Annotated in this window: 16 protein-coding genes; 14 read left to right on the top strand and 2 right to left on the bottom strand. The window is 68.9% G+C overall.

All coding sequences use genetic code 11. The features are described 5' to 3' along the window. Positions 1-6 precede the first annotated feature (6 nt). From argC to I4J89_RS33020, 9 genes are all read left to right on the top strand, one after another. Positions 7-1,008 carry an N-acetyl-gamma-glutamyl-phosphate reductase gene (argC, locus tag I4J89_RS32980; protein ID WP_196418048.1) on the top strand — a complete coding sequence of 334 codons (1,002 nt, stop codon included), beginning with the start codon at positions 7-9 and terminating at the stop codon, positions 1,006-1,008. Continuing rightward, a complete protein-coding gene (gene argJ / locus I4J89_RS32985; protein WP_196418049.1) occupies positions 1,005-2,177 on the top strand; it encodes a bifunctional glutamate N-acetyltransferase/amino-acid acetyltransferase ArgJ in 1,173 nt (390 codons plus the stop codon). The genes argC and argJ overlap by 4 nt, the downstream gene beginning before the upstream one ends. After that, positions 2,174-3,118 carry an acetylglutamate kinase gene (argB, locus tag I4J89_RS32990; protein ID WP_196418050.1) on the top strand — a complete coding sequence of 315 codons (945 nt, stop codon included), beginning with the start codon at positions 2,174-2,176 and terminating at the stop codon, positions 3,116-3,118. The genes argJ and argB overlap by 4 nt, the downstream gene beginning before the upstream one ends. Then, positions 3,115-4,266 carry an acetylornithine transaminase gene (locus I4J89_RS32995; RefSeq protein WP_196418051.1) on the top strand — a complete coding sequence of 384 codons (1,152 nt, stop codon included), beginning with the start codon at positions 3,115-3,117 and terminating at the stop codon, positions 4,264-4,266. The genes argB and I4J89_RS32995 overlap by 4 nt, the downstream gene beginning before the upstream one ends. Next, the gene (argF, locus tag I4J89_RS33000; protein WP_196418052.1) at positions 4,263-5,195 is read left to right on the top strand and encodes an ornithine carbamoyltransferase; all 933 of its coding nucleotides are present in this window, start codon (positions 4,263-4,265) and stop codon (positions 5,193-5,195) included. The genes I4J89_RS32995 and argF overlap by 4 nt, the downstream gene beginning before the upstream one ends. After that, the gene (locus I4J89_RS33005) at positions 5,192-5,698 is read left to right on the top strand and encodes an arginine repressor (RefSeq protein WP_196418053.1); all 507 of its coding nucleotides are present in this window, start codon (positions 5,192-5,194) and stop codon (positions 5,696-5,698) included. The genes argF and I4J89_RS33005 overlap by 4 nt, the downstream gene beginning before the upstream one ends. Next, on the top strand, positions 5,695-6,585 hold the full coding sequence (locus tag I4J89_RS33010; RefSeq protein WP_196418054.1) for a hypothetical protein: 891 nt from the start codon (positions 5,695-5,697) through the stop codon (positions 6,583-6,585). Before I4J89_RS33005 ends, I4J89_RS33010 begins: the two co-directional genes overlap by 4 nt. After that, complete coding sequence (argG, locus tag I4J89_RS33015) at positions 6,582-7,820, top strand: argininosuccinate synthase (RefSeq protein ID WP_196418055.1); 1,239 nt, start codon at positions 6,582-6,584, stop codon at positions 7,818-7,820. Before I4J89_RS33010 ends, argG begins: the two co-directional genes overlap by 4 nt. Positions 7,821-8,069: 249 nt before the next feature. Further along, entirely contained in the window at positions 8,070-8,252 is a 183-nt protein-coding gene (locus I4J89_RS33020) for a hypothetical protein (RefSeq protein WP_196418056.1), read from the top strand. On the opposite strand, the gene dapE is transcribed toward I4J89_RS33020, so the two are convergent. Next, a complete protein-coding gene (gene dapE, locus I4J89_RS33025) occupies positions 8,245-9,303 on the bottom strand; it encodes a succinyl-diaminopimelate desuccinylase (protein ID WP_196418057.1) in 1,059 nt (352 codons plus the stop codon). The genes I4J89_RS33020 and dapE overlap by 8 nt on opposite strands. 116 nt (positions 9,304-9,419) lie before the next feature. On the opposite strand from dapE, the gene argH reads away from it, so the two are divergent. The 4 genes from argH (at position 9,420) to I4J89_RS33045 (ending at position 14,545) form a co-directional block, all read left to right on the top strand. Beyond that, complete coding sequence (gene argH, locus I4J89_RS33030) at positions 9,420-10,850, top strand: argininosuccinate lyase (protein WP_196418058.1); 1,431 nt, start codon at positions 9,420-9,422, stop codon at positions 10,848-10,850. Positions 10,851-11,251: 401 nt separating this feature from the next. After that, positions 11,252-12,556, top strand: coding sequence for an extracellular solute-binding protein (locus tag I4J89_RS33035; RefSeq protein WP_196418059.1), 1,305 nt, complete (start codon positions 11,252-11,254; stop codon positions 12,554-12,556). A 76-nt stretch (positions 12,557-12,632) separates the two neighbouring features. Beyond that, positions 12,633-13,634 carry a carbohydrate ABC transporter permease gene (locus I4J89_RS33040; RefSeq protein WP_196418060.1) on the top strand — a complete coding sequence of 334 codons (1,002 nt, stop codon included), beginning with the start codon at positions 12,633-12,635 and terminating at the stop codon, positions 13,632-13,634. Next, positions 13,634-14,545: a sugar ABC transporter permease gene (locus I4J89_RS33045; protein ID WP_196418061.1), complete on the top strand. Its 912-nt coding sequence runs from the start codon at positions 13,634-13,636 to the stop codon at positions 14,543-14,545. The genes I4J89_RS33040 and I4J89_RS33045 overlap by 1 nt, the downstream gene beginning before the upstream one ends. Before the next feature lie 111 nt (positions 14,546-14,656). On the opposite strand, the gene I4J89_RS33050 is transcribed toward I4J89_RS33045, so the two are convergent. After that, positions 14,657-15,706: a LacI family DNA-binding transcriptional regulator gene (locus tag I4J89_RS33050; protein WP_196418062.1), complete on the bottom strand. Its 1,050-nt coding sequence runs from the start codon at positions 15,704-15,706 to the stop codon at positions 14,657-14,659. Between the two features lie 216 nt (positions 15,707-15,922). Between I4J89_RS33050 and pulA the strand changes: the two genes are divergently transcribed. Beyond that, the gene (pulA, locus tag I4J89_RS33055; protein ID WP_309238571.1) at positions 15,923-21,352 is read left to right on the top strand and encodes a pullulanase-type alpha-1,6-glucosidase; all 5,430 of its coding nucleotides are present in this window, start codon (positions 15,923-15,925) and stop codon (positions 21,350-21,352) included. Positions 21,353-21,376: the final 24 nt, after the last annotated feature.

Genomic DNA, 21,376 nt, shown 5'->3' on the forward strand with positions numbered 1-21,376 from the left:
GTAAGTATGGGAATCCGGGTCGCGGTAGCAGGGGCAAGTGGGTACGCGGGGGGCGAACTGCTCCGCCTGCTCGCCGGGCACCCCGAGTTCGACCTCGTCACGGCCACAGCACACAGCCAGGCTGGTTCGCCCGTCAGTGCCGTACATCCGCAGTTGGCCGGCCTGGACCTGACGCTCGGCGCGACCGACGCGGCCACCTTGAGCGGCGCTGACCTGGTGTTCCTCGCCCTCCCGCACGGGCAGTCGGCGGCCGTGGCCGCCCAGCTCGACGCCGGGGTCAGGGTCGTCGACCTGGGCGCCGACTTCCGGCTGGAGAGCGCCGAGCAGTGGACCCGCTACTACGGCGGCGGCCACGCCGGCACCTGGACCTACGGGCTGCCGGAGCTGCCCGGCGCGCGGGCGGCGATCGCCGCGGCCGACCGGGTGGCGAACACGGGTTGCTATGCGGCCACCATCACCCTCGCGCTCGCGCCGTTGATCGCCTCCGGCGTGGCCGACCCGGAGGACGTCGTGGTCGTCGCCTCGTCGGGCACCTCCGGGGCCGGGCGCAACGCCAAGACCCACCTGCTGGCCAGCGAGATCATGGGCGACCTGTCGCCCTACAAGGTCGGCGCGCACCAGCACGTCGCGGAGATCAAGCAGGCCACCGGCGCGGCATCGCTGTCGATGACGCCGATCCTGGCGCCGATGCCGCGCGGCATCCTGGCCACGGTGACCGCGCGCCGGCTCAACGGCGGGGATCCGCGCGAGGCCCTGCTGGCGGCGTATGCGGACGAGCCGTTCGTGCACGTGCTGCCGGAGGGCACCTGGCCGCACACCGCGGCCACCGCGGGGTCGAACTCGTGCCACCTGCAGGCCACGGTCGACATCGACTCCGGCCGGATCATCGTGGTCAGCGCGCTGGACAACCTCGGCAAGGGCGCCGCCGGCCAGGCCGTGCAGGTCGCCAACATCATGTTCGGGCTGCCCGAGACCACGGGCCTGTCGGTGTTCGGAGTTGCGCCGTGACTGTCACCCATCCGAAGGGTTTCCGGGCCTCCGGGGTCGCCGCCGGGCTCAAGACCAGCGGCAACGCCGACGTCGCCCTGGTCGTCAACGACGGGCCGGACTTCACCGCGGCCGGTGTCTTCACCGCCAACCGGGTCAAGGCCGCGCCGGTGCTCTGGAGCGAGCAGGTGCTCAAGGGCGGTGTGATCCGCGCGGTCGTGCTCAACTCCGGCGGCGCGAACGCCTGCACCGGCTCGCAGGGTTTCCGGGACACCCACGCCACCGCCGAGCACACCGCGGCCGCGCTGCGTACCGGCGGGAAGCCGATGATGATCGGCGCCGGTGACGTGGCGGTCTGCTCGACCGGCCTGATCGGCGAGCTGCTGCCGATGGACAGGCTGCTGCCGGGTGTGAAGGCGGCCGCGAAGGCGCTCGCCGGCGACGGCGGCACCAGGGCGGCCGAGGCGATCATGACCACCGACACGGTGCCGAAGAACGCGGTCGCCCAGCGCGGCGGCTGGTCGGTCGGCGGGATCGCGAAGGGCGCGGGCATGCTCGCTCCGGCGCTGGCCACCATGCTCGTGGTGATCACCACGGACGCGTCAGCCGACAACGAGACCCTCGACGCGGCACTGCGCGCGGCCACCCGGGTCACCTTCGACCGGATCGACGCGGACGGCTGCATGTCCACCAACGACACCGTGCTGCTGCTCGCCAGCGGCGCCTCCGACGCGCAGCCGACGCTCGCCGAGCTGACCGACGCGGTCACCGAGGTCTGCCACGACCTGGCCCAGCAGCTGATCGGCGACGCCGAGGGCGCCACCAAGCACATCGCCATCGAGGTGATGGGCGCGGCGAGCGAGGCGGACGCGGTGCAGGTGGGGCGGACGGTCGCCGGCAACAACCTGGTGAAGACGGCGTTCTTCGGCAACGACCCGAACTGGGGGCGGATCCTCGCCGCGGTCGGCACCACGAGCGCGGCCTTCGAGCCGGACCGGATCGACGTGGCGATCAACGGCGTCTGGATCTGCAAGAACGGCGCGGCCGCCGAGGACCGCAACAAGGTCGACCTCACCGGGCGGGACGTCAAGGTCACGGTGAACCTGCACGAGGGTGAGATGAGCGCGACGATCTGGACCACCGATCTGTCCCACGGGTACGTCCACGAGAACTCGGCGTACTCCTCGTGAAAGCGCAACAGAAGGCCGAGATCCTGATCGAGGCGCTGCCCTGGCTGGAGCGTTTCCACGGCAGCACCATCGTGATCAAGTACGGCGGCAACGCGATGATCGACCCGGCGCTTCAGGAGGCGTTCGCGGCCGACATGGTCTTCCTGCGGCTGGTCGGCATCAAGCCGGTCGTGGTGCACGGCGGCGGCCCGCAGATCAGCCGCATGCTGGGCCGGCTCGGTATCGAGAGCGAGTTCCGCGGCGGCCTGCGGGTCACCACCCCGGAGGCCATGGACGTGGTCCGGATGGTGCTGGTCGGGCAGGTCGGCCGGGAGCTGGTCGGGCTGATCAACCAGCACGGCCCGTACGCGGTCGGCCTCTCCGGTGAGGACGCCGGCCTGTTCACCGCGGTCCGCCGGCAGGCCGTGATCGACGGCGAACCGGTCGACATCGGCCAGGTCGGCGACGTGGACCAGGTGAACACCTCGGCCGTGGACGACCTGATCGCGGCCGGCCGGATTCCGGTGATCGCGACCGTGGCACCGGACGCCGACGGGGTGCTGCACAACGTCAACGCGGACACCGCCGCCTCGGCCCTGGCCGTCGCGCTCGGCGCCCGCAAGCTCGTCGTCCTCACCGACGTGCCCGGCCTCTACACGAACTGGCCGGACCGGGACTCGCTGACCTCGGAGATCGACGCCGACGCACTGGAGAAACTGCTGCCCGGCCTGGAGTCCGGGATGGCACCCAAGATGGAGGCCTGCCTGCGTGCCGTCCGTGGCGGGGTGCCCGCCGCGCACGTCGTCGACGGCCGGGTCGGCCACTCGACTCTGCTCGAAGTCTTCACGGAAGAAGGATTCGGAACGATGGTAGTCCCTGCCATTCGCGAGCTTGCGAGCGAATCGATGGGTTCAGTGCCGGACTCATGTCGATGCCGGAGCGAAGCGGAGGTGTCGGCATGAGCCTCGTCGATCGGTGGCAGGCGTCCATGATGAACAACTACGGCACCCCGGCGATCGGCGTGGTGCGTGGCGAGGGCGCGGTGCTGACCGCTGAGGACGGCAAGCAGTACGTCGACTTCCTCGGAGGCATCGCGGTCAACGCTCTCGGCCACGCCCACCCCGCCGTGGTCGCCGCGGTGACACAGCAGATCCAGCAGCTGGGTCACGTCTCCAACCTGTACATCTCCGAGCCGCCGGTGGCCCTCGCCGACCTGCTGCTCGCGCTCGCCGGCCGGTCCGGGCGGGTGCTGTTCTGCAACTCGGGCGCCGAGGCCAACGAGGCCGCCTTCAAGATCTCCCGGTTGACCGGCCGCACCCATGTCGTGGCCACTGACGGCGCCTTCCACGGCCGGACCATGGGCGCCCTGGCCCTGACCGGGCAGCCGTCGAAGGCCGATCCGTTCCGGCCGCTTCCGGGCGATGTCACCCATGTCCCGTTCGGCGATGTCGAGGCTCTCGAAGCCGCGGTGACGACCGAGACCGCGATGGTCATCCTGGAGCCGATCCAGGGGGAGAACGGCGTGGTCGTCCCACCCCCGGGATATCTGGCGGCGGCCCGCTCCATCTGCGACCGGTCCGGGACCCTGCTCGTGCTCGACGAGGTGCAGACCGGCATCGGGCGTACCGGGCATTGGTTCCACCACCAGGGCGAGGGCGTCGAGCCGGACATCATCACCCTGGCCAAGGGCCTCGGCGGCGGCCTGCCGCTGGGCGCCTGCATCGCCTTCGGCGCGACCGCCGACCTGCTGACGCCCGGTTCGCACGGCACCACCTTCGGCGGCAACCCGGTCTCCTGCGCGGCCGGCCTCGCGGTGATCCGCACGATCGCCAACGAGGGCCTGCTCGACCACGTGAAGCGGGTCGGCGAGCAGCTGCGCCGCGGCCTCGAGGGCCTGAACCACCCCCTGGTCAGCCACGTACGCGGCGCCGGCCTGCTGCTCGGCGTCGTGCTCACCCAGCCGGTCTCCGCCGAGATCGCCGCGAAGCTGCGCGACGCCGGCTTCCTGGTCAACCCGGCCAAGCCGGACGTGATCCGGCTGGCCCCGCCCCTGATCATCTCCTCCGATCAGGCCGATGCCCTGATCGCTGCCCTGGACGGTATCCGGTGACCCTGCGCCACTTCCTCCGCGACGACGACCTCACCCCTCAGGAACAGTCGGACGTGCTCGACCTGGCCGCCGAGATGAAGGCGAACCGGTTCGCCTACACGCCCCTGGCCGGCCCGCGCTCGGTGGCGGTCTTCTTCGACAAGGCCAGCCTTCGGACCCGGCTCTCCTTCGAGGCCGGCATCGCCGAGCTGGGCGGGCAGCCGATCATCGTGGACACCCAGAACACCCACTTCGGGCGCGGCGAGAGCCTCGCCGACGCCGGCCGGGTGGTCTCCCGGTACGTGGCCGCGATGGTCTACCGCACCCACGGGGACGAGCGGCTGGCCGAGCTGGCGTCCGGCGTCGACGTCCCGGTGATCAACGCGCTCAGCGACGGTTACCACCCCTGCCAGCTTCTCGCCGACCTGATGACGGTCCGGGAGCGGTTCGGCGGCACGTCCGGCCGGACGCTGGCGTACGTGGGTGACGCCGCCAACAACATGGCCCACTCGTACCTGATCGCCGGGGCGACCGCCGGTATGCACGTCCGTGTCGCCGGCCCCTCCGGTTTCGACCCGTCGCCGGCCGTGGTCAGCCGGGCAGCGGAGATCGCGGCGTGGACCGGCGGCTCGGTCGAGGTACTGCGCGACCCGCGCGAGGCGGTCGACGCCGCGCACGTGGTGGCCACCGACACCTGGACCTCGATGGGCCAGGAGGCGGACGGGAAGGACCGGCTCACCCCGTTCTGGCCGTACCAGGTGAACAAGGACCTGGTCGCGGCCGCCGCGCCGGACGCGATCGTGCTGCACTGCCTGCCGGCGCACCGCAACGAGGAGATCACCGACGAGGTGATCGACGGGCCGCACAGTGCCGTCTTCGATCAGGCGGAGAACCGGCTGCACGCGCAGAAGGCCCTGCTGAGCTGGCTGCTGGCGGTCCGGGAAAAGTGAGCGCGCCGGTGACCAGGGCCGGGCGGCACGCCCGGATCGTCGAGCTGATCCGCAGCCGGACGGTGCGCTCGCAGACCGAGCTGGCCGACCTGCTCGCCCACGAGGGCGTGCAGGTCACCCAGGCCACCCTCTCCCGGGACCTGGAGGAGCTCAACGCGGTCAAGGTGAGCGGGGCGTACCTGATCCCGGAGGACGGCAAGCGTCCGCTGCGGGAGACCCAGCAGGGTCCGGCCCGGCTGATCCGGCTGCTGCGGGAACTGCTCACCGGGGTGGACTCCAGCGGCAACATCGCGGTGCTGCGTACCCCGCCGGGTGCCGCGCAGTTCCTGGCCAGCGCGCTGGACCGGTCCGGGTTGTCGGACGTCGTCGGCACCATCGCCGGCGACGACACCATCTTCGTCGTGGCCCGCGACGGCGGGCCCACCTCCGGCGCCGCACTTGCCGAGAAGCTCGGCAACTGGAGCCGGTCGGACTCCGAACACCGTGAGGAGAGCCATCAATGACCTTCATGCCGGCGGTGGAGGCACGCTTCCCCGATTTCGCCGATCACACCGACACGCTGGTCGGGCACGGCGTGGAGTTCTTCCTCGCCTCCAACGAGACGTTGCGGCCGCACCTCAACGAGAACCCGTACGGGCACAAGCTGACCTGGCTGGACTTCACCGACACGACGGAGAAGGACTGGTCGATACGCGACTTCCTGAACTACTTCAACGTGATCAACGGGATCGCGTTCGGCGACCGGGGCATCCCGATGCCGCAGTGGGTGATGGTCGACCTGATCCTGATGCCGGCCGCCGCGCTGATCGCCGGGCTGCCGCAGGACGATTTCGCCGCGATGGTGGAGCGGTCCACGTTCCGTTTCGACACCGACGTCAAGCAGCTGCTGCGCAAGGTGCAGCAGGAGATGCGCGACAACGGTTACCGCGGCCCGGTCCCGGTCGGCGGCTACTGCGCCGCGCCGAGCGCCGAGCACGGCCGCTGGGTCGGCTGGTCACTGTGGTCGCTGATGCCGGCGGTCGGCCTCGGCAAGGCGGCCAAGGCGCTGGCCCTCTCCGCCTACCGGGCGCAGAAGCTCGACGGCGTCACCCAGTACGACAACAGCGCGCTCAAGGTGCACACCGAGTTCGGCCCGCTGCGGGTACTGGTCGCCACCGTTCCGTTCCACACCTCGCCGGGCTCGTTCGTCTACCAGAGCGACCTCACCCTGCCCGCCGGGGGAGAGCTGCCCGAGCCGACCTTCCTGCTCGATCCCTTCGACTACGATCGCCAGCGGGCGATGCAGAAGGACATCGAGGCGGGCCGCTGCGTATTCCATGTCCTGCCGCCCGGCCACGTCCGCCGCGACGGCAAGACGTATGTGCCGATTCTCGAAGGAAAGCCGCAATGACCACCAAGCGCAAGATCGTTCTCGCCTTCTCCGGCGGCCTGGACACCTCGTACGCCCTCGTCGCGTTCCGCGAGGCGGGCTGGGACGTGGTGACGGCGAACATCGACACCGGCGGCCTGCACAGCGGTGAGGGCGAGGCCGTCAAGGCCCGCGCCGAGGAGCTGGGCGCCGTCGAGCACCACATCGTTGACGCCCGCGCGGAGCTCTACGACCGCGTCATCACGTACGCGATCAAGGCGAACTATCTGCGCAACGGCGCCTACCCGTCGTGCGTCGGCGCGGAGCGGCTGATCCAGGCGGAGAAGGTCGTCGAGGTGGCACTGAAGGTCGGCGCGGACGCCGTTGCGCACGGCTCCACCGGCGCCGGGGCGGACCACGTCCGCTACGACGCGGTGATCCGCGCGCTGGCACCGCAGCTGGAGATCGTCACGCCGATCCGGGACGAGCGGCTCACCCGCGAGGAGGAGACCGACTTCCTGCGCGGCCGCGGCTACGAGGTGAGCGAGAAGGTCAAGAAGTACTCGATCAACGAGGGTCTGATCGGCACCTCGATCGGCGGCGAGGAGACCTACGGCTCCTGGGAGTACCTGCCGGAGGACGCCTGGACGTACACGAGGTCGATCGACGCGGCCCCGGCGACGGGTGTCGAACTGCAGCTCACCTTCGACAAGGGCCAGGTCGTCTCGGCGACCACGCCGGACGGCAAGCCGCTGACCGAGGACACCGAGAACTTCGCCATCCTTCAGGCGCTCAACGAGCTCGGCGGCGAGCACGGCATCGGCCGGGGCATCCACATGGGCTCGACCATGGTCGGCAACCTGGCCCGGGTCGGCTTCGAGGCCCCCGGCATGCTGATCCTCATCGCCGCACACCGCGAGCTGGAGAAGCTGGTGCTCTCCAACCGCCAGCAGGCCACCAAGGCGACGCTCGGCAACACGTACGGCGACATGCTGCACGAGGCGATGTACTTCGACCCGATCATGGACGACTTCCGGGCCTTCCTGGACTCCAGCCAGACCCGGGTCACCGGCACCGTCCGGGTGCTGCTGCACAAGGGCAACATCGTGCCGCTCGGCAGCAAGAGCCCGTACAGCCTGCTGGACGCCGCCACCCGGTCCGGCGTGGTCTACGGCCACGGCTCGTCGCTGTGGACCGGGGAGCAGGCCCGCGCCTTCGCCCACATGTACTCGGTGCCGGGCGCGATCGCCCGCGCCGCCGCCAACCCCGCGAACTGACCCGTCCGTGCTGCGGCTGGTAGCTGCTGATCCTAGTAGCTGCCAGCGCCAGCCTGGTCCGGGCGGACGTGGACAAGCAGGCCCGCGCGGTCGTCGAGATCATCGATCGGAAGGCCCGGGCGGTAGCCCTGCTCCAGTTCCGGTTCTCCGACGCGTACGGCTTGCAGACCGCCTACACCGCGTCGGATCACGAGCTGAAGCACGGGTTCTTCGTCGGCCGTCGAGGAACAGACCGCGACCACCGGAGAGATGAACCGCGGCGTTTCCAACGCCGCGGTCGGCAGCGGCGAGATCACCGAGAACATCGCCGACCGTACGCGGGACAGCGCCGACCATTCCCGGCAGGCCGCCGACGAGCTGACTCAGCTCAGCGAGGCCCTCAACGATCTGACGCGTAGTTTCCGCCTCACCTCGGCGGACCGCCTCAGCTGAGCCAGCTGGTCAGCACGCGCAGCGCCTGACGGATCTCCGGCACCGGCACATGCTCGCCGTCGGTGTGCGCCAGCAGCGGATCGCCCGGCCCGTAGTTCACCGCCGGAATCCCCAGCCCGGCGAAGCGGGACACGTCCGTCCACCCCAGCTTCGCCTGCGGCACCCGGCCGACCAGGTCGACGAACTCCTTCGCGGCCGGCCGGTCCAGCCCGGGCCGCGCGCCCGGGGCCGCGTCGACCACCTCCAGCTCGAAGCCGGCGAACACCGAGCGCAGGTGTGCCTCGGCCGCGGCGACGTCGCGGTCCGGGGCGAAACGGTGGTTGACGTAGACGGTGCACAGGTCCGGGATGACGTTCCCGGCGATGCCGCCCTCGATCTTCACGGCGTTGAGACCCTCGTGGTACTGCAAACCCTCGACCACCGGCTGCCGCGGCTGGTAGGCGCGCAACACGTCCAGCACCGCCCCCGCGCTGTGGATGGCGTTGCTGCCGCGCCACGAGCGGGCGGCGTGCGCGGCCACGCCCGGCACGGTGATCTTCACCCGCATGGTGCCCTGGCAGCCGCCCTCGACCGTGCCGTCGGAGGGCTCGCCGAGGATCGCGAAGTCGCCGGCCAGCCAGTCCGGGTGGTTGCGGACCAGACGGCCCAGGCCGTTGAGCTTCGCCGCGACCTCCTCGTGGTCGTAGAAGACGTAGGTGACGTCGTAGCGCGGGTGGTCGAGGAGCGCGGCGAGCTGGAGGAAGACGGCGACCCCGGCCTTCATGTCGACCGTGCCCCGGCCGGACAGGATCTCGCCGGTGATCGTGGTCGGCAGATTGTTCGCGATCGGCACGGTGTCCAGGTGGCCGGCGAGGACGACGCGGGTGTCACGGCCGAGAGTCGTGCGGGCCACCACGGCGTCGGCGTCGCGGAGAACCTCGAGGTGCGGGTATGCGCGCAGGGCGGTCTCGACGGCGTCGGCGAGAGCTCTCTCGTCGCCGCTGACGCTCGGGATGTCGCAGATGGTCCGGGTGAGATCGACGATGTCGCCGGTGAGATCGAGGCTGGCCATGACGCAACTTTATCATCTTGGTAGTATTTTTATGCATCGAGGCGTGAGGTCCTGCCTGACCGCCTCAGCGATAGGGTCAGGAAGTAGTTTCCTGCGCGAGTGACCAAGGAGAAGGTGTGCCGGAGAACGAAGAGCCCACGCGGCTCTGGGGTGCTCGTTTCGCGGGCGGTCCGGCGGAGGCGCTGGCCCGGCTGAGCGTCAGCGTCCAGTTCGACTGGCGGCTCGCGCCGTACGATCTGCTCGCCTCCCGCGCGCACGCCCGGGTGCTGGCGAACGCGGGTCTGCTCGACGCGGACGAGCTGGGCCGGATGCTGGCCGCCCTGGACGACCTGGAGTCGGCGTGCGCGGCCGGCGAGTTCCGGCCCACGATCGAGGACGAGGACGTGCACACCGCCCTGGAGCGGGGCCTGCTGGAGCGGCTCGGCTCGCTCGGCGGCAAGCTGCGCGCCGGCCGGTCCCGTAACGACCAGGTCGCCACCGACCTGCGCCTCTATCTGCGGGATCACGCCCGCGGGGTGGCCGTGGCGCTGATCGAGCTGGCTGACGCGCTGACCGAGCAGGCGGCTCGCAACGTGCACACACCGGCGCCGGGCATGACCCACGTGCAGCACGCGCAGCCGGTCAGTTTCGGGCACTGGCTGCTCGCTCACGTCCAGCCGCTGCTGCGTGACCTGGAGCGGCTGCGGGACTGGGACGTGCGTGCCGCGATCAGCCCGCTCGGCAGCGGTGCCCTGGCCGGCTCGTCGCTGCCGCTGGATCCGGCCGCGGTCGCCAAGCAGCTGGGCTTCACCGCCCCCGCGGAAAACTCGATGGACGCCGTCGCCGACCGTGACTTCGTCGCCGAGTTCCTCTTCGCCACCGCGCTGATCGGCGTGCACCTGTCCCGCCTCGGCGAGGAGGTGGTGCTCTGGACCTCCACCGAGTTCGGCTGGGTGGAGCTGGACGACGCGTTCGCCACCGGTTCCTCGATCATGCCGCAGAAGAAGAACGCGGACATCGCGGAGCTGGCCCGGGGCAAGAGCGGCCGGCTGGTCGGTGGCCTGGTCGCGGTGCTGACCATGCTCAAGGGACTGCCGCTGACCTACGACCGGGACATGCAGGAGGACAAAGAGCCCGCATTCGATGCGGTGGACACTCTGGAGCTTCTGCTGCCGGCTCTGGCCGGCATGATCTCCACGATGACGGTACGGGTGGACCGTCTCGCCGCCGCCGCGCCTGTCGGTTTCTCGCTCGCCACCGAGGTCGCCGACTGGCTGGTCCGCAAGGGAGTGCCGTTCCGCGACGCGCACGAGATCACCGGCAAGCTGGTGGCGCTCTGCTCGGCCCGTGAGTGCGAGCTGGAGGACGTCACCGACGACGACCTGAAGACGGTCAGCGAGCATCTCGACCCGTCCGTCCGCGAGGTTCTCTCGGTCGCGTCGGCACTGGCCGCCCGGACCACTCCCGGATCGACGGGTCCGGGCCCGGTGGCCGAGCAGCTCGCCACGGTGCAGCACAAGCTGGACACCTGGCGGCAGTGGGCGGTGGAGAAGGTCGTGCCGCGGTGATCTGACACCCGGCGTCCATCCAGGGCGGTGACAGGCATGAGCCTGTCACCGCCTTTTTACATTGCCTGTCCGCTTTCTTACTGGTTGCGCCGTGGGCCTGCTCCGGACCAGTCAGGGCTTTCAGTGCATCGTGAAAGAAGTTGCAGAGCTGTGTTCTTCCAAGGGCTGACGGCGGACCGCCCTCGCTGGCAAACTCATGCAACCGCTTCCATGACGATTGCGTTGCGACAGTGTGTTGCACGCGGACAGAGCCGCAGCTAGAGGCCTTGCCTCGCCCGCTTAGTCCGGATCGTGGGTCTTCCGAAGAGCGCAGTGTTGCAAGTTGGTTCGCAAGGGGTTTCTAACTCAGAAACTTCTTGCTACGGTCCGTCCGAACCCAGCAGGTAATCAAGGAGCGCAACATGCGTCGCATAACCAAGGGAATCGCCGCTCTGGCCTCCGTGACCCTCGCCTTCTCCATCGCGGCCTGCGGTGGAGACAAGAAGGAGGAGTCCACCGAGGCGGCCAAGGTCGACCCGGCCTCCCTCTCCGCCGAGCTCACGTGGTGGGACACCTCGGACGCCAAGAACGAGGGTCCGGCGTTCAAGGAACTGATCAGCAAGTTCAACCAGACCTACCCGAACGTCAAAATCAACTACCAGTCGGTTCCGTTCGGGGACGCGCAGAACAAGTTCAAGACCGCTGCCGCGGCCAAGACCGGTGCGCCGGACATTCTGCGGGCCGAGGTCGCCTGGGTCCCGGAGTTCGCTTCGCTGGGTTACCTCTACGCGCTCGACGGCTCGGAGCTGCTCGCCGACGAGGCCGACTACCTGGAGGCGCCGCTCGCCTCCAACAAGTTCGACGGCAAGACCTACGGCGTACCGCAGGTCACCGACAGCCTGGCGCTGCTCTACAACAAGGAGCTCGTCGAGAAGGCCGGCGTCACGGTGCCGAAGACCTGGGCCGAGCTGAAGACCGCCGCACAGACCATCAAGTCGAAGACCGGCACCGACGGCCTGTACGTCAACGCGGCCGGCTACTTCACCCTGCCGTTCATGTACGGCGAGGGCGGTGACGTCGTCGACACGGCGAGCAAGAAGATCACCGTCAACTCGGAGCAGAACGTCGCGGGTCTGAAGATCGCCAAGGACCTGATCGACAGCGGCGCCTCGGTCAAGCCGTCGGCCACCGACTCCTACGGCACGATGATGACCCTCTTCAAGGAGAAGAAGGTCGCGTTCATCATCAACGGCCCGTGGGAGGTCAACAACATCAAGACCGCCCCGGCCTTCGGTGGCGTCGAGAACCTCGGCATCGCCCCGGTCCCGGCCGGTTCCGCCAAGGCCGCCGCGCCGATCGGTGGGCACAACTACGTGATCTGGTCCGGCGTCCCGCAGGAGAAGGCCCCGGCCGCCGTCGAGTTCGTCAAGTTCCTCAACTCCGCCGAGTCCCAGGCGCTCCTCGCCGAGAAGCTGGGCCTGCTGCCGACCCGCAAGTCGGCGTACGAGGTCGACGCGGTCAAGAACAACGCCGTCGTCTCCGCGTTCAAGCCGGTCGCCGAGGCCGCCGCGAGCCGCCCGTGGATTCCCGAGGGTGGCCAGTTCTTCGGCCCGCTCGACCAGATGGCCACCGAGGTCCTGATCCAGAACAAGGACCCGAAGGCCTCGCTCGACGCGGTCGCTGAGAAGTACAAGGCAGAGGTCGTCCCGGCGTACTCCGCCTCCTGATCTCTTGTGATGGGCGCCGGCCGCGAGGCCGGCGCCCGTTTTCCCAGCCGCGCCTGCTTCCCCTGGAGCACCTGAGATGACCACGGTTACCGCCGATCCGGCGCCGAGCGGCGCCGGACTACTGCCCAAGCTGCGGCGCAGCTGGGACAAGCACTGGTCCGCCTGGGCGATGGTCGTGCCCGTCGTCCTCGTCATGGCGGTCCTGATCTTCTACCCCCTGATCAACGGCGTCTGGATCTCGTTCACCGACCAGACCGAGGCGAACCAGCTCGCCGAGATCTGCACCAAGTCCATCACCGGTGGCGAGGTCTGCAAGGAGAACCCGAACGCCTGGTCGTTCGTCGGCTTCGACAACTACGTCAACATCCTGACCGGCAAGATCGGTGAGTTCTGGCTGTGGGCCGGCAACACACTGGTCTGGACCATCGCCGGCGTGACCTTCCACTACGGCCTCGGTCTCGGCCTGGCCGTGATGCTGCACCGGCAGATCCGGTTCCGTGGTCTCTACCGGGTGCTGCTCGTGCTGCCCTGGGCGGTGCCCGCCTTCATCAGCGCCTTCGCCTGGAAATTCCTCTTCAACGAGCGCCTCGGGCTGGTCAACTCGCTGCTCAACGCGGTCGGCATCGACTCGGTCGCCTGGTTCTCCGAGCGGTGGTCCGCGCTGCTCGTCGCGATCCTCACCAACATCTGGCTCGGTGTGCCGTTCATGATGGTGGCCCTGCTCGGCGGCCTGCAGAGCATCCCCGAGGAGCTCTACGAGTCGGCCGAGATCGACGGCGCGTCGGCGTGGCAGCGGTTCCGCGCGATCACCCTGCCGGGTCTGCGGCCGGTCAGCATGACCGTGATCCTGCTCGGCACGATCTGGACCTTCAACATGTTCCCGATCATCTTCCTGGTGACCGAGGGGCAGCCGGCCGGACAGACCGAGATCCTGGTGACGGGTGCCTTCCGGGCCGCCTTCGAGGGCATCCGGAACTACTCGCTCGCCTCCACCTACGGCGTGCTGATCCTGTCGATCCTGCTCATCTTCTCGGTGTTCTACCGCCGGGTGCTGCGCAAGCAAGGCGAGGTGTGGTGATGACCCAGATGGCCACTAGTGCGCCGGTCACTCCGGCGGCCGCGGTGCCGGTGAGTCCGGCCCCGCTCAACCGGCCACGTCGCGGCCGGCGCTCGGTCGGTATGTCGGTGCTGCTGCACGGCACGCTGATCGTCGCCTCGCTGATCGCGATCGGTCCGATCGCCTGGGTGGTGCTCTCCTCGTTCAAGCCCGGCTACGCCGTGCAGAGCACCGAGATCACCCTGGTCAAGGACCCGACCCTGGCCAACTACGAGTACGTACTGTTCGAGACCAGTTTCCCGACCTGGTTCCTGAACTCGGTGATCGTCGCGGCGCTGACCATGCTGATCGGCATCTTCTGCTCGGCCACCACCGGGTACGCGCTGTCCCGGTTCAACTTCCCGGGTCGCCGGCCGCTGATGATGGTCTTCCTGGTCACGCAGATGTTTCCGGTCGCCATCCTGATCGTCCCGATCTACACGATCATGGCCACCCTCGGGCTGATCAACACGCTGCCGGCGCTGGTGATCGCGTACCTGACCATCGCGGTGCCGTTCTGCGCCTGGATGCTGAAGGGCTACTTCGACTCCATCCCGACCTCGCTGGACGAGGCGGCGTCGCTGGACGGCTGCGGCCCGTTCCGTACCTTCTACCGGGTCATCCTGCCGCTCGCCCGGCCGGCCATCGCGGTCACCGGCTTCTACACCTTCCTCACCGCCTGGGGTGAGGTGGCGTACGCCTCGGCCTTCATGCAGACCGACGACAAATTCACCCTGGCGTACGGCCTCCAGCAGTTCGTGCCCCAGTTCAATGCGCAGTGGGAATATCTGACCGCGGCTGCGGTGCTCGTCACCATCCCGGCCGGAATCGTATTCCTCTTCGCGCAGAAGCATCTTGTCTCGGGCCTTACCGCGGGCGGCACGAAGGGCTGATTTCTTCATCAGGCGCCCCGTCGTATTAATGGCGGGGCGCCTCCTTTTCCATAAGAGCAGAGAACGCTCTCACGATGGGCGGCCGGAACCTGGCCGCCCATCGCCGGTATTTCAGGCGGCCGGTGTGGCGACCGGTAGGTCGGCCCGGACCGGGGCGATCGCCGTCGAGTTGCGGACCACCAGCTCGGGGTGGAAGAGGTACTCCGAGTGCGGCGCGCCGTGCCCGTGGATCTCGTCGACCAGGGAGCGCACCGCCGCCACCGCCATCGAGGTCACCGGCTGGCGCAGCGTGGTCAGCGGCGGGTCGGTGAACGGAATGAGCGTGGAGTCGTCGAAGCCGATCACCGACACGTCCTCCGGCACCCGCAGCCCACGGCGCCGCGCGGCCCGGATCGCGCCGAGCGCCATCATGTCGGAGGCGCAGATCAGGCCGGTCGCGCCCTTGGCGAGCAGCCGCTCCGCGGCCACCTCACCACCCTCCACGCCGAACAGCGTCAGCGAGACCAGGTCGTCCAGCTCGGGCTCGGAGAAGCCGGTCTCCCGGCGCATGGCGGCGCGGTAGCCCTCCAGCTTGCGCTGGGTGTTGATGAAGCGGTTGGGGCCGGAGATGAGGCCGATCCGGCGGTGACCCAGCGCGACCAGGTGGGTGACGGCCATGTCGCCGGCCAGCCGGTCGTCGCAGGAGACGAAGGGCGCCTCGAGGCCCGCCGCATACCCGTTCACCAGCACGATGGGCAGTGGCCGGTCGAGCAGGCGCTGGTAGCGGGAGCGGTCCGAGGTGGTGTCGGCGGCGAGCGAGGAGATGAAGATGATGCCGGAGACCTGCCGGTCGAGCAGCATCTCCACGTACTCGTCCTCGGTGACGCCGCCCGGTGACTGGGTGCACAGCACCGGCGTGTAGCCGTGCTGCGCCAGGCTCGACTCGATCACCTGGGCGAAGGCCGGGAAGATCGGGTTGTCGAGCTCCGGGACGACCAGGCCGACGAGCCCGGCGCTGCGCTTGCGCAAGCGTTCCGGTCGTTCGTAACCGAGAACGTCTAGTGCGGTGAGAACCGCCTGCCGTGTTTCCGCTGAGACGCCGGGGCGGTCGTTGATGACACGCGACACCGTCGCCTCACTGACTTGAGCCTGTTTGGCGATGTCGGCCATTCGCGCACGCATGGTTCTCACTCTAGTTGGTCCGTTGTCTGGACGGCATGGTACTGAAAGGTCTTCCATTGCATGCAAGTACTTGCTAACGTCCCGGCAACAGACACGATACAGCCGATCTTCGATGGCATGACCCTCGGTCGGCTTTTATTTCCGGTGTCTTCCGGCCGTAGACATACACCACAATCGATACGCACCGATACCACCGAATCGGAAGGGTGCACCGCTGTGGCACCAGACAGATCGTTACACCGCCGAGGCAGGCTGGGCGCCGCACTGCTCAGCCTCTTCCTGTCCCTGATCGCCGTTCCGGCCGCGTCCGCTCCCGCCGCCGCGGCGCCGGCCGAGCCGGGCGCAGCCGTGATGGCCAAGTGGGGCTCCGACGAGCCCGCGAAGAACGAACAGTTCTACTTCGTCCTGCCGGACCGGTTCGCCAACGGCGACACCAAGAACGACAAGGGCGGCCTCTCCGGCGACCGCCTGTCGACCGGGTACGACCCCGCCGACAAGGGCTTCTACCACGGCGGTGACCTCAAGGGCGTGATGGACCGCCTGGACTACATCCAGGGCCTGGGCACCACCGCCATCTGGCTCGCGCCGGTCTTCAAGAACCGTCCCGTGCAGGGCACCGGCAGCGACGTCTCGGCCGGCTACCACGGTTACTGGATCACCGACTTCACCCAGGTGGACCCGCACTTCGGCACCAACGCGGACCTGAAGAAGCTGGTCAAGCTGGCGCACCAGCGGGGCATGAAGATCTACCTCGACATCATCGTCAACCACACCGCTGACGTGATCAAGTACGAGGAGAACCAGTACACGTACATCGACAAGGACACGTCGCCGTACACGGATGCCGAGGGGCAGCCGTTCGAGGACCGCAACTACGCGACCGGGAAGAGCTTCCCGGCCACCGACGCGACCTCCTACCCCTATACACCGACTTTTGCTAACAAGTCGGATGGCGCCGTCAAGCGGCCGGCGTGGCTGAACGACGTGAACATGTACCACAACCGGGGTGACTCCACCTTCGCCGGTGAGAACAGCGAGTACGGCGACTTCTACGGCCTCGACGACCTCTTCACCGAGCGTCCCGAGGTGGTCCGCGGCATGACCGAGATCTACTCCGACTGGATCAAGGGCACCGGGATCGACGGCTACCGCCTGGACACCGTCAAGCACTCCAACCTGGAGTTCTGGCAACAGTGGGCGCCGGCCGTCCAGAAGGCGGGCGGCAAGGACTTCTTCATGTTCGGCGAGGTCTACAGCGCCGACCAGGAGATCCAGTCGACCTACGTCCGCGAGGGCAACCTGCCGGCCACGCTGGACTTCTCCTTCCAGGAGACGGCACGCGGCTTCGTCACCGGCAACAGCGGTGCGAACGCGCTGACCAGCCTGTACGCCAAGGACGACCTGTACACCGCCCGGAACACCGGCGCGGACCGGCTGCCGACCTTCCTCGGCAACCACGACATGGGCCGGATCGGCTCGTTCATCGCCGGCGCGGCTACCGCGGAGACCCAGCTCAAGCGCGACCAGCTGGCGCACGAGCTGATGTTCCTGACCCGCGGCCAGCCGGTCGTCTACTCCGGAGACGAGCAGGGCTTCACCGGCCCGGGCGGTGACAAGGACGCCCGCCAGGACCTGTTCGCCAGCAAGAGCGCGGACTACCTGGACGACGACCTGATCGGCACCGACAGCACGCACGCGGTGGACAACTACAACACGAACCACCCGGTCTACCGGACCATCGCCGACCTGGCGAAGCTGCGCAAGGCGCACCCGGCGCTGGTGAACGGCGTGCAGACCACCCGGTACGCCGCCGAGGGCCAGGGCGTCTTCGCGGCCTCCCGGATCGACCAGGCGAAGCGGTCCGAGTACGTGGTCGCCGTCAACAACGCCGCCACCGCACAGACCGTCACCTTCCCGGTCTCGACGGCAGCCGCCTTCACCGGCGTCTACGGCGCGACCACCACGGTCACCCCGGCCGACGGCAAGATCACCATTACTGTCCCGGCGCTCTCGTCCGTCGTCTTCAAGGGCGGCGCGATCGCGGCCCCGGCCGCGGCGCCGACGGTGAGCATCACCACGCCGAAGCCGGACACGAGCGTGCCGACCCGCACCGAGATCGTCGCGGAGACGACCGGGGACCCGCTGTCCACGGTCACCTTCGCCGCGCAGGCCGGCAACGGCGAGTGGAAGCTGCTCGGCACCGCCGACAAGGCGCCCTACCGGGTCTACCACGACCTGACCGGGCTGGCCGGCGACACCGAGGTGCGGTACAAGGCAGTGGTGCGCGACAGCAAGGGACGCCTCGCGTCGTCCACTACGAACATCACCGTCGGCACGCCGGAGGCCACCTCCAGCGCCGGCTACGCGGTCGTGCACTACCAGCGGCCCGAGGGCGGGTACGAGGACCAGGGCCTCTACGTCTGGGGCGACGTCGACGAGTCGATGACCACCACCTGGCCCAACGGGCAGCCGTTCGTCGGTGAGGACTCGTACGGGCGGTTCGCGTACGTGAAGCTCAAGCCGGGCGCGAAGAGCGTCGGTTTCATCGTGGTCGACAAGAACGGCAACAAGGACGTCGACGCCGACCGCAGCATCAACGTCGCCGAGAACCCGGAGATCTGGCTCAAGCAGGGCGACGCCAAGGTGTACCCGACCCGGCAGGCCGCCACCGGCGAACCCGACCCGGCGCAGGACCCGAACAAGGCGATCATCCACTGGCGCAAGGCCGACGGGAACTACGACGGCTGGGGCCTGCACGTCTGGGAGGGTGCCGCGAACCCGACCGACTGGGCGAGCCCGCTCGCTCCGGCGCGGATCGACTCGTACGGCGCGGTCTTCGAGGTGCCGCTCAAAGAAGGTGCGGCCTCGCTGAGCTACATCCTGCACAACGGCGACACCAAGGACCTGCCGACCGACCAGTCGCTGGACTTCGGCAAGGCCGGCCGTGAGGTGTGGCTGCTCGCCGGTCAGGAGAGCCGTCTGCTGCCGCTGGTGAAGACCGCCGACGGCGCCGGCGAGATCGACGTGGCCAAGTCGCGGGCGGTCTGGATCGACCGGGGCACGGTGGCCTGGAAGACCGGCACCGGCACCACCCTGGAGCCGGTCGGCGCGGGCACCGACGGCAAGGTCTACGACCTGGTGTACGCCCGGAACGGCGGAATCGGCGTCGCCGGAGGTGAGCTGACCGGCACGTACCAGAGCGTCCGGCTCTCGGCCCGGCGCAACGGCCTCACCGACGCACAGCGGGAGAAGTTCCCGCACCTGTGGCAGTACGGCGCCTTCACGACGAACGCCAAGAACGTCGCGGACATCCTGCGCGGCCAGGTCGTGGTGACCGAGCGCGACGCCGCCGGCAAGCTGCTCTCGGCCACCGGTGTGCAGACCGCGGGCGTGCTGGACGACGTCTACGAGAAGGCCACCGACGCGACACTCGGCCCGGTGAAGTCCGGCGTCGCCGTCTGGGCGCCGACCGCGCAGAACGTCGAGCTGGAGGTCTACGACACCGCCACCTCGGCCACGCCGGCCGTCAAGGCCATGACCCGCGACGACCGGACCGGCGTCTGGTCAGCGAAGGGCGCCTTCACCGGCAAGTTCTACAAGTTCCGGGTCACCGCGTGGCAGCCGGCCGCGCAGAAGGTGGTGACGGCATCGGTGACCGACCCGTACTCGGTGGCGCTCGCCGCCGACTCCACCCGCAGCCAGTTCGTCAGCCTGGATGACGCGGCGCTCGAACCGGCCGGCTGGGACCGGCTGAAGAAGCCGGCCGCCACTGCTCCGGCGAAGATCCAGATCTCGGAGCTCTCGGTCCGGGACTTCTCGATCGCCGACGAGACGGTCGCTGCGAACCAGCGGGGGACGTTCAGCGCCTTCACGAACCCGCAGACCGCCGGGATGAAGCACCTGAAGGAGCTGGCCGACGCCGGTGTCACCCACCTGCACCTGCTCCCGGCGTTCGACTTCGCCACCATCCCCGAGAAGCGGGCTGACCAGGCCCAGCCGGACTGCGATCTGAAGAGCCTGCCGGCCGACTCGGAAGAGCAGCAGGCGTGCATCGAGAAGGTCGCCGCCACCGACGGCTACAACTGGGGCTACGACCCGCTGCACTACACCGTTCCCGAGGGTGGCTACGCGGTCGAGCCGGAGAACAGGACCAGCGAGTTCCGGTCGATGGTGGCCGGGGTCAACAACGCCGGCCTGCGCGTGGTGATGGACGTCGTCTACAACCACACCTCGGCCGCCGGGACGGACGCCAAGTCGGTGCTCGACCAGATCGTGCCCGGCTACTACCAGCGGCTGCTCGACGACGGCTCGATCGCCAACTCCACCTGTTGCTCCAACACCGCGCCGGAGAACGCGATGATGGGCAAGCTCGTGGTCGAGTCGATCGTCACCTGGGCGAAGGCGTACAAGGTCGACGGGTTCCGCTTCGACCTGATGGGCCACCACCCGAAGGAGAACATCCTGGCGGTGCGCAAGGCCCTGGACAAGCTCACGCTCGCCAGGGACGGCGTCGACGGCAAGAACATCTACGTGTACGGCGAGGGCTGGAACTTCGGCGAGGTGGCGAACAACGCCCGCTTCGTCCAGGCGTCCCAGACCGAGCTGGCCGGCACCGGGATCGGTACGTTCAACGACCGGCTCCGGGACGCGGTCCGCGGTGGCGGGCCGTTCGACGAGAACCCGCGGATCCAGGGCTTCGCGTCCGGCCTGGCCGGCGCCCCGAACGGCGACGCGGTCAACGGGACCGAGGCGGAGCAGAAGGCGCGCCTGCTGCACTACCAGGACCTGATCAAGGTCGGTCTGAGCGGCAACCTGGCCGGGTACAGCTTCACCGATTCGTCGGGCAACACCGTCACGGGTTCGCAGGTCGACTACAACGGCTCACCGGCCGGCTACAACGCCGCTCCCGGCGAGGCGATCACCTACGTCGACGCGCACGACAACGAGATCCTGTACGACTCGCTCGCCTACAAGCTGCCGCCGGCCACCACGGCTGCGGACCGCTCCCGGGCGCAGTCGGTGGCCCTCGCGACCACCGTGTTCGGCCAGGGCATCGGCTTCGTCACCACCGGCAGCGAGCGGCTGCGCTCGAAGTCGCTGGACCGCAACTCGTACAACTCGGGTGACTGGTTCAACGAGATCATCTGGGACTGCGCGAGGGGCAACGGCTTCGGCAAGGGCCTGCCGCCCAAGGCGGACAACGAGTCGAAGTACGCGTACGCCAAGCCGCTGCTCGCCGACAAGGCCCTCGTCCCGGACTGCGCGGCGATCGACGCGTCGGACAAGCGCTACCAGGAGTTCCTCCGGATCCGGAAGTCCTCGCCGGTGTTCGGCCTGGCCACCGCGGCCCAGGTGCAGGACCGGCTGTCGTTCCCGCTCTCCGGTGCGAACGAGACGGCCGGCGTGATCACCATGACGATCGACGGCCGCGGCCTCGACCCGAAGTGGAAGTCGGTGACGGTGGTCTTCAACGCCACCCCGTCGGCGGTCACGCAGAAGGTGTCCGCGCTCGCCGGCAAGAAGGTGGCGTTGCACCCGATTCAGCAGTCCTCGGCCGATCCGCTGGTGCGGACCGCGTCGTTTGCCCAGGCGACCGGCACGTTCACCGTGCCTGCGCGTACAGTCGCGGTGTTCGTCCAGAGCTGACACCCCAGAACGCGGCCACCGCTC

The organism is Actinoplanes aureus (assembly GCF_015704865.1).
GTDB lineage: Bacteria > Actinomycetota > Actinomycetes > Mycobacteriales > Micromonosporaceae > Actinoplanes > Actinoplanes aureus.

Coding starts and splice junctions, on each gene's coding strand:
- argC (WP_196418048.1), top strand. CDS start 7: ATGGGAATCCGGGTCGCGGTAGCAGGGGCAAGTGGGTACGCGGGGGGC.
- I4J89_RS32995 (WP_196418051.1), top strand. CDS start 3,115: ATGAGCCTCGTCGATCGGTGGCAGGCGTCCATGATGAACAACTACGGC.
- I4J89_RS33010 (WP_196418054.1), top strand. CDS start 5,695: ATGACCTTCATGCCGGCGGTGGAGGCACGCTTCCCCGATTTCGCCGAT.
- argG (WP_196418055.1), top strand. CDS start 6,582: ATGACCACCAAGCGCAAGATCGTTCTCGCCTTCTCCGGCGGCCTGGAC.
- I4J89_RS33020 (WP_196418056.1), top strand. CDS start 8,070: ATGAACCGCGGCGTTTCCAACGCCGCGGTCGGCAGCGGCGAGATCACC.
- dapE (WP_196418057.1), bottom strand. CDS start 9,303: ATGGCCAGCCTCGATCTCACCGGCGACATCGTCGATCTCACCCGGACC.
- I4J89_RS33035 (WP_196418059.1), top strand. CDS start 11,252: ATGCGTCGCATAACCAAGGGAATCGCCGCTCTGGCCTCCGTGACCCTC.
- I4J89_RS33040 (WP_196418060.1), top strand. CDS start 12,633: ATGACCACGGTTACCGCCGATCCGGCGCCGAGCGGCGCCGGACTACTG.
- I4J89_RS33045 (WP_196418061.1), top strand. CDS start 13,634: ATGACCCAGATGGCCACTAGTGCGCCGGTCACTCCGGCGGCCGCGGTG.
- I4J89_RS33050 (WP_196418062.1), bottom strand. CDS start 15,706: ATGCGTGCGCGAATGGCCGACATCGCCAAACAGGCTCAAGTCAGTGAG.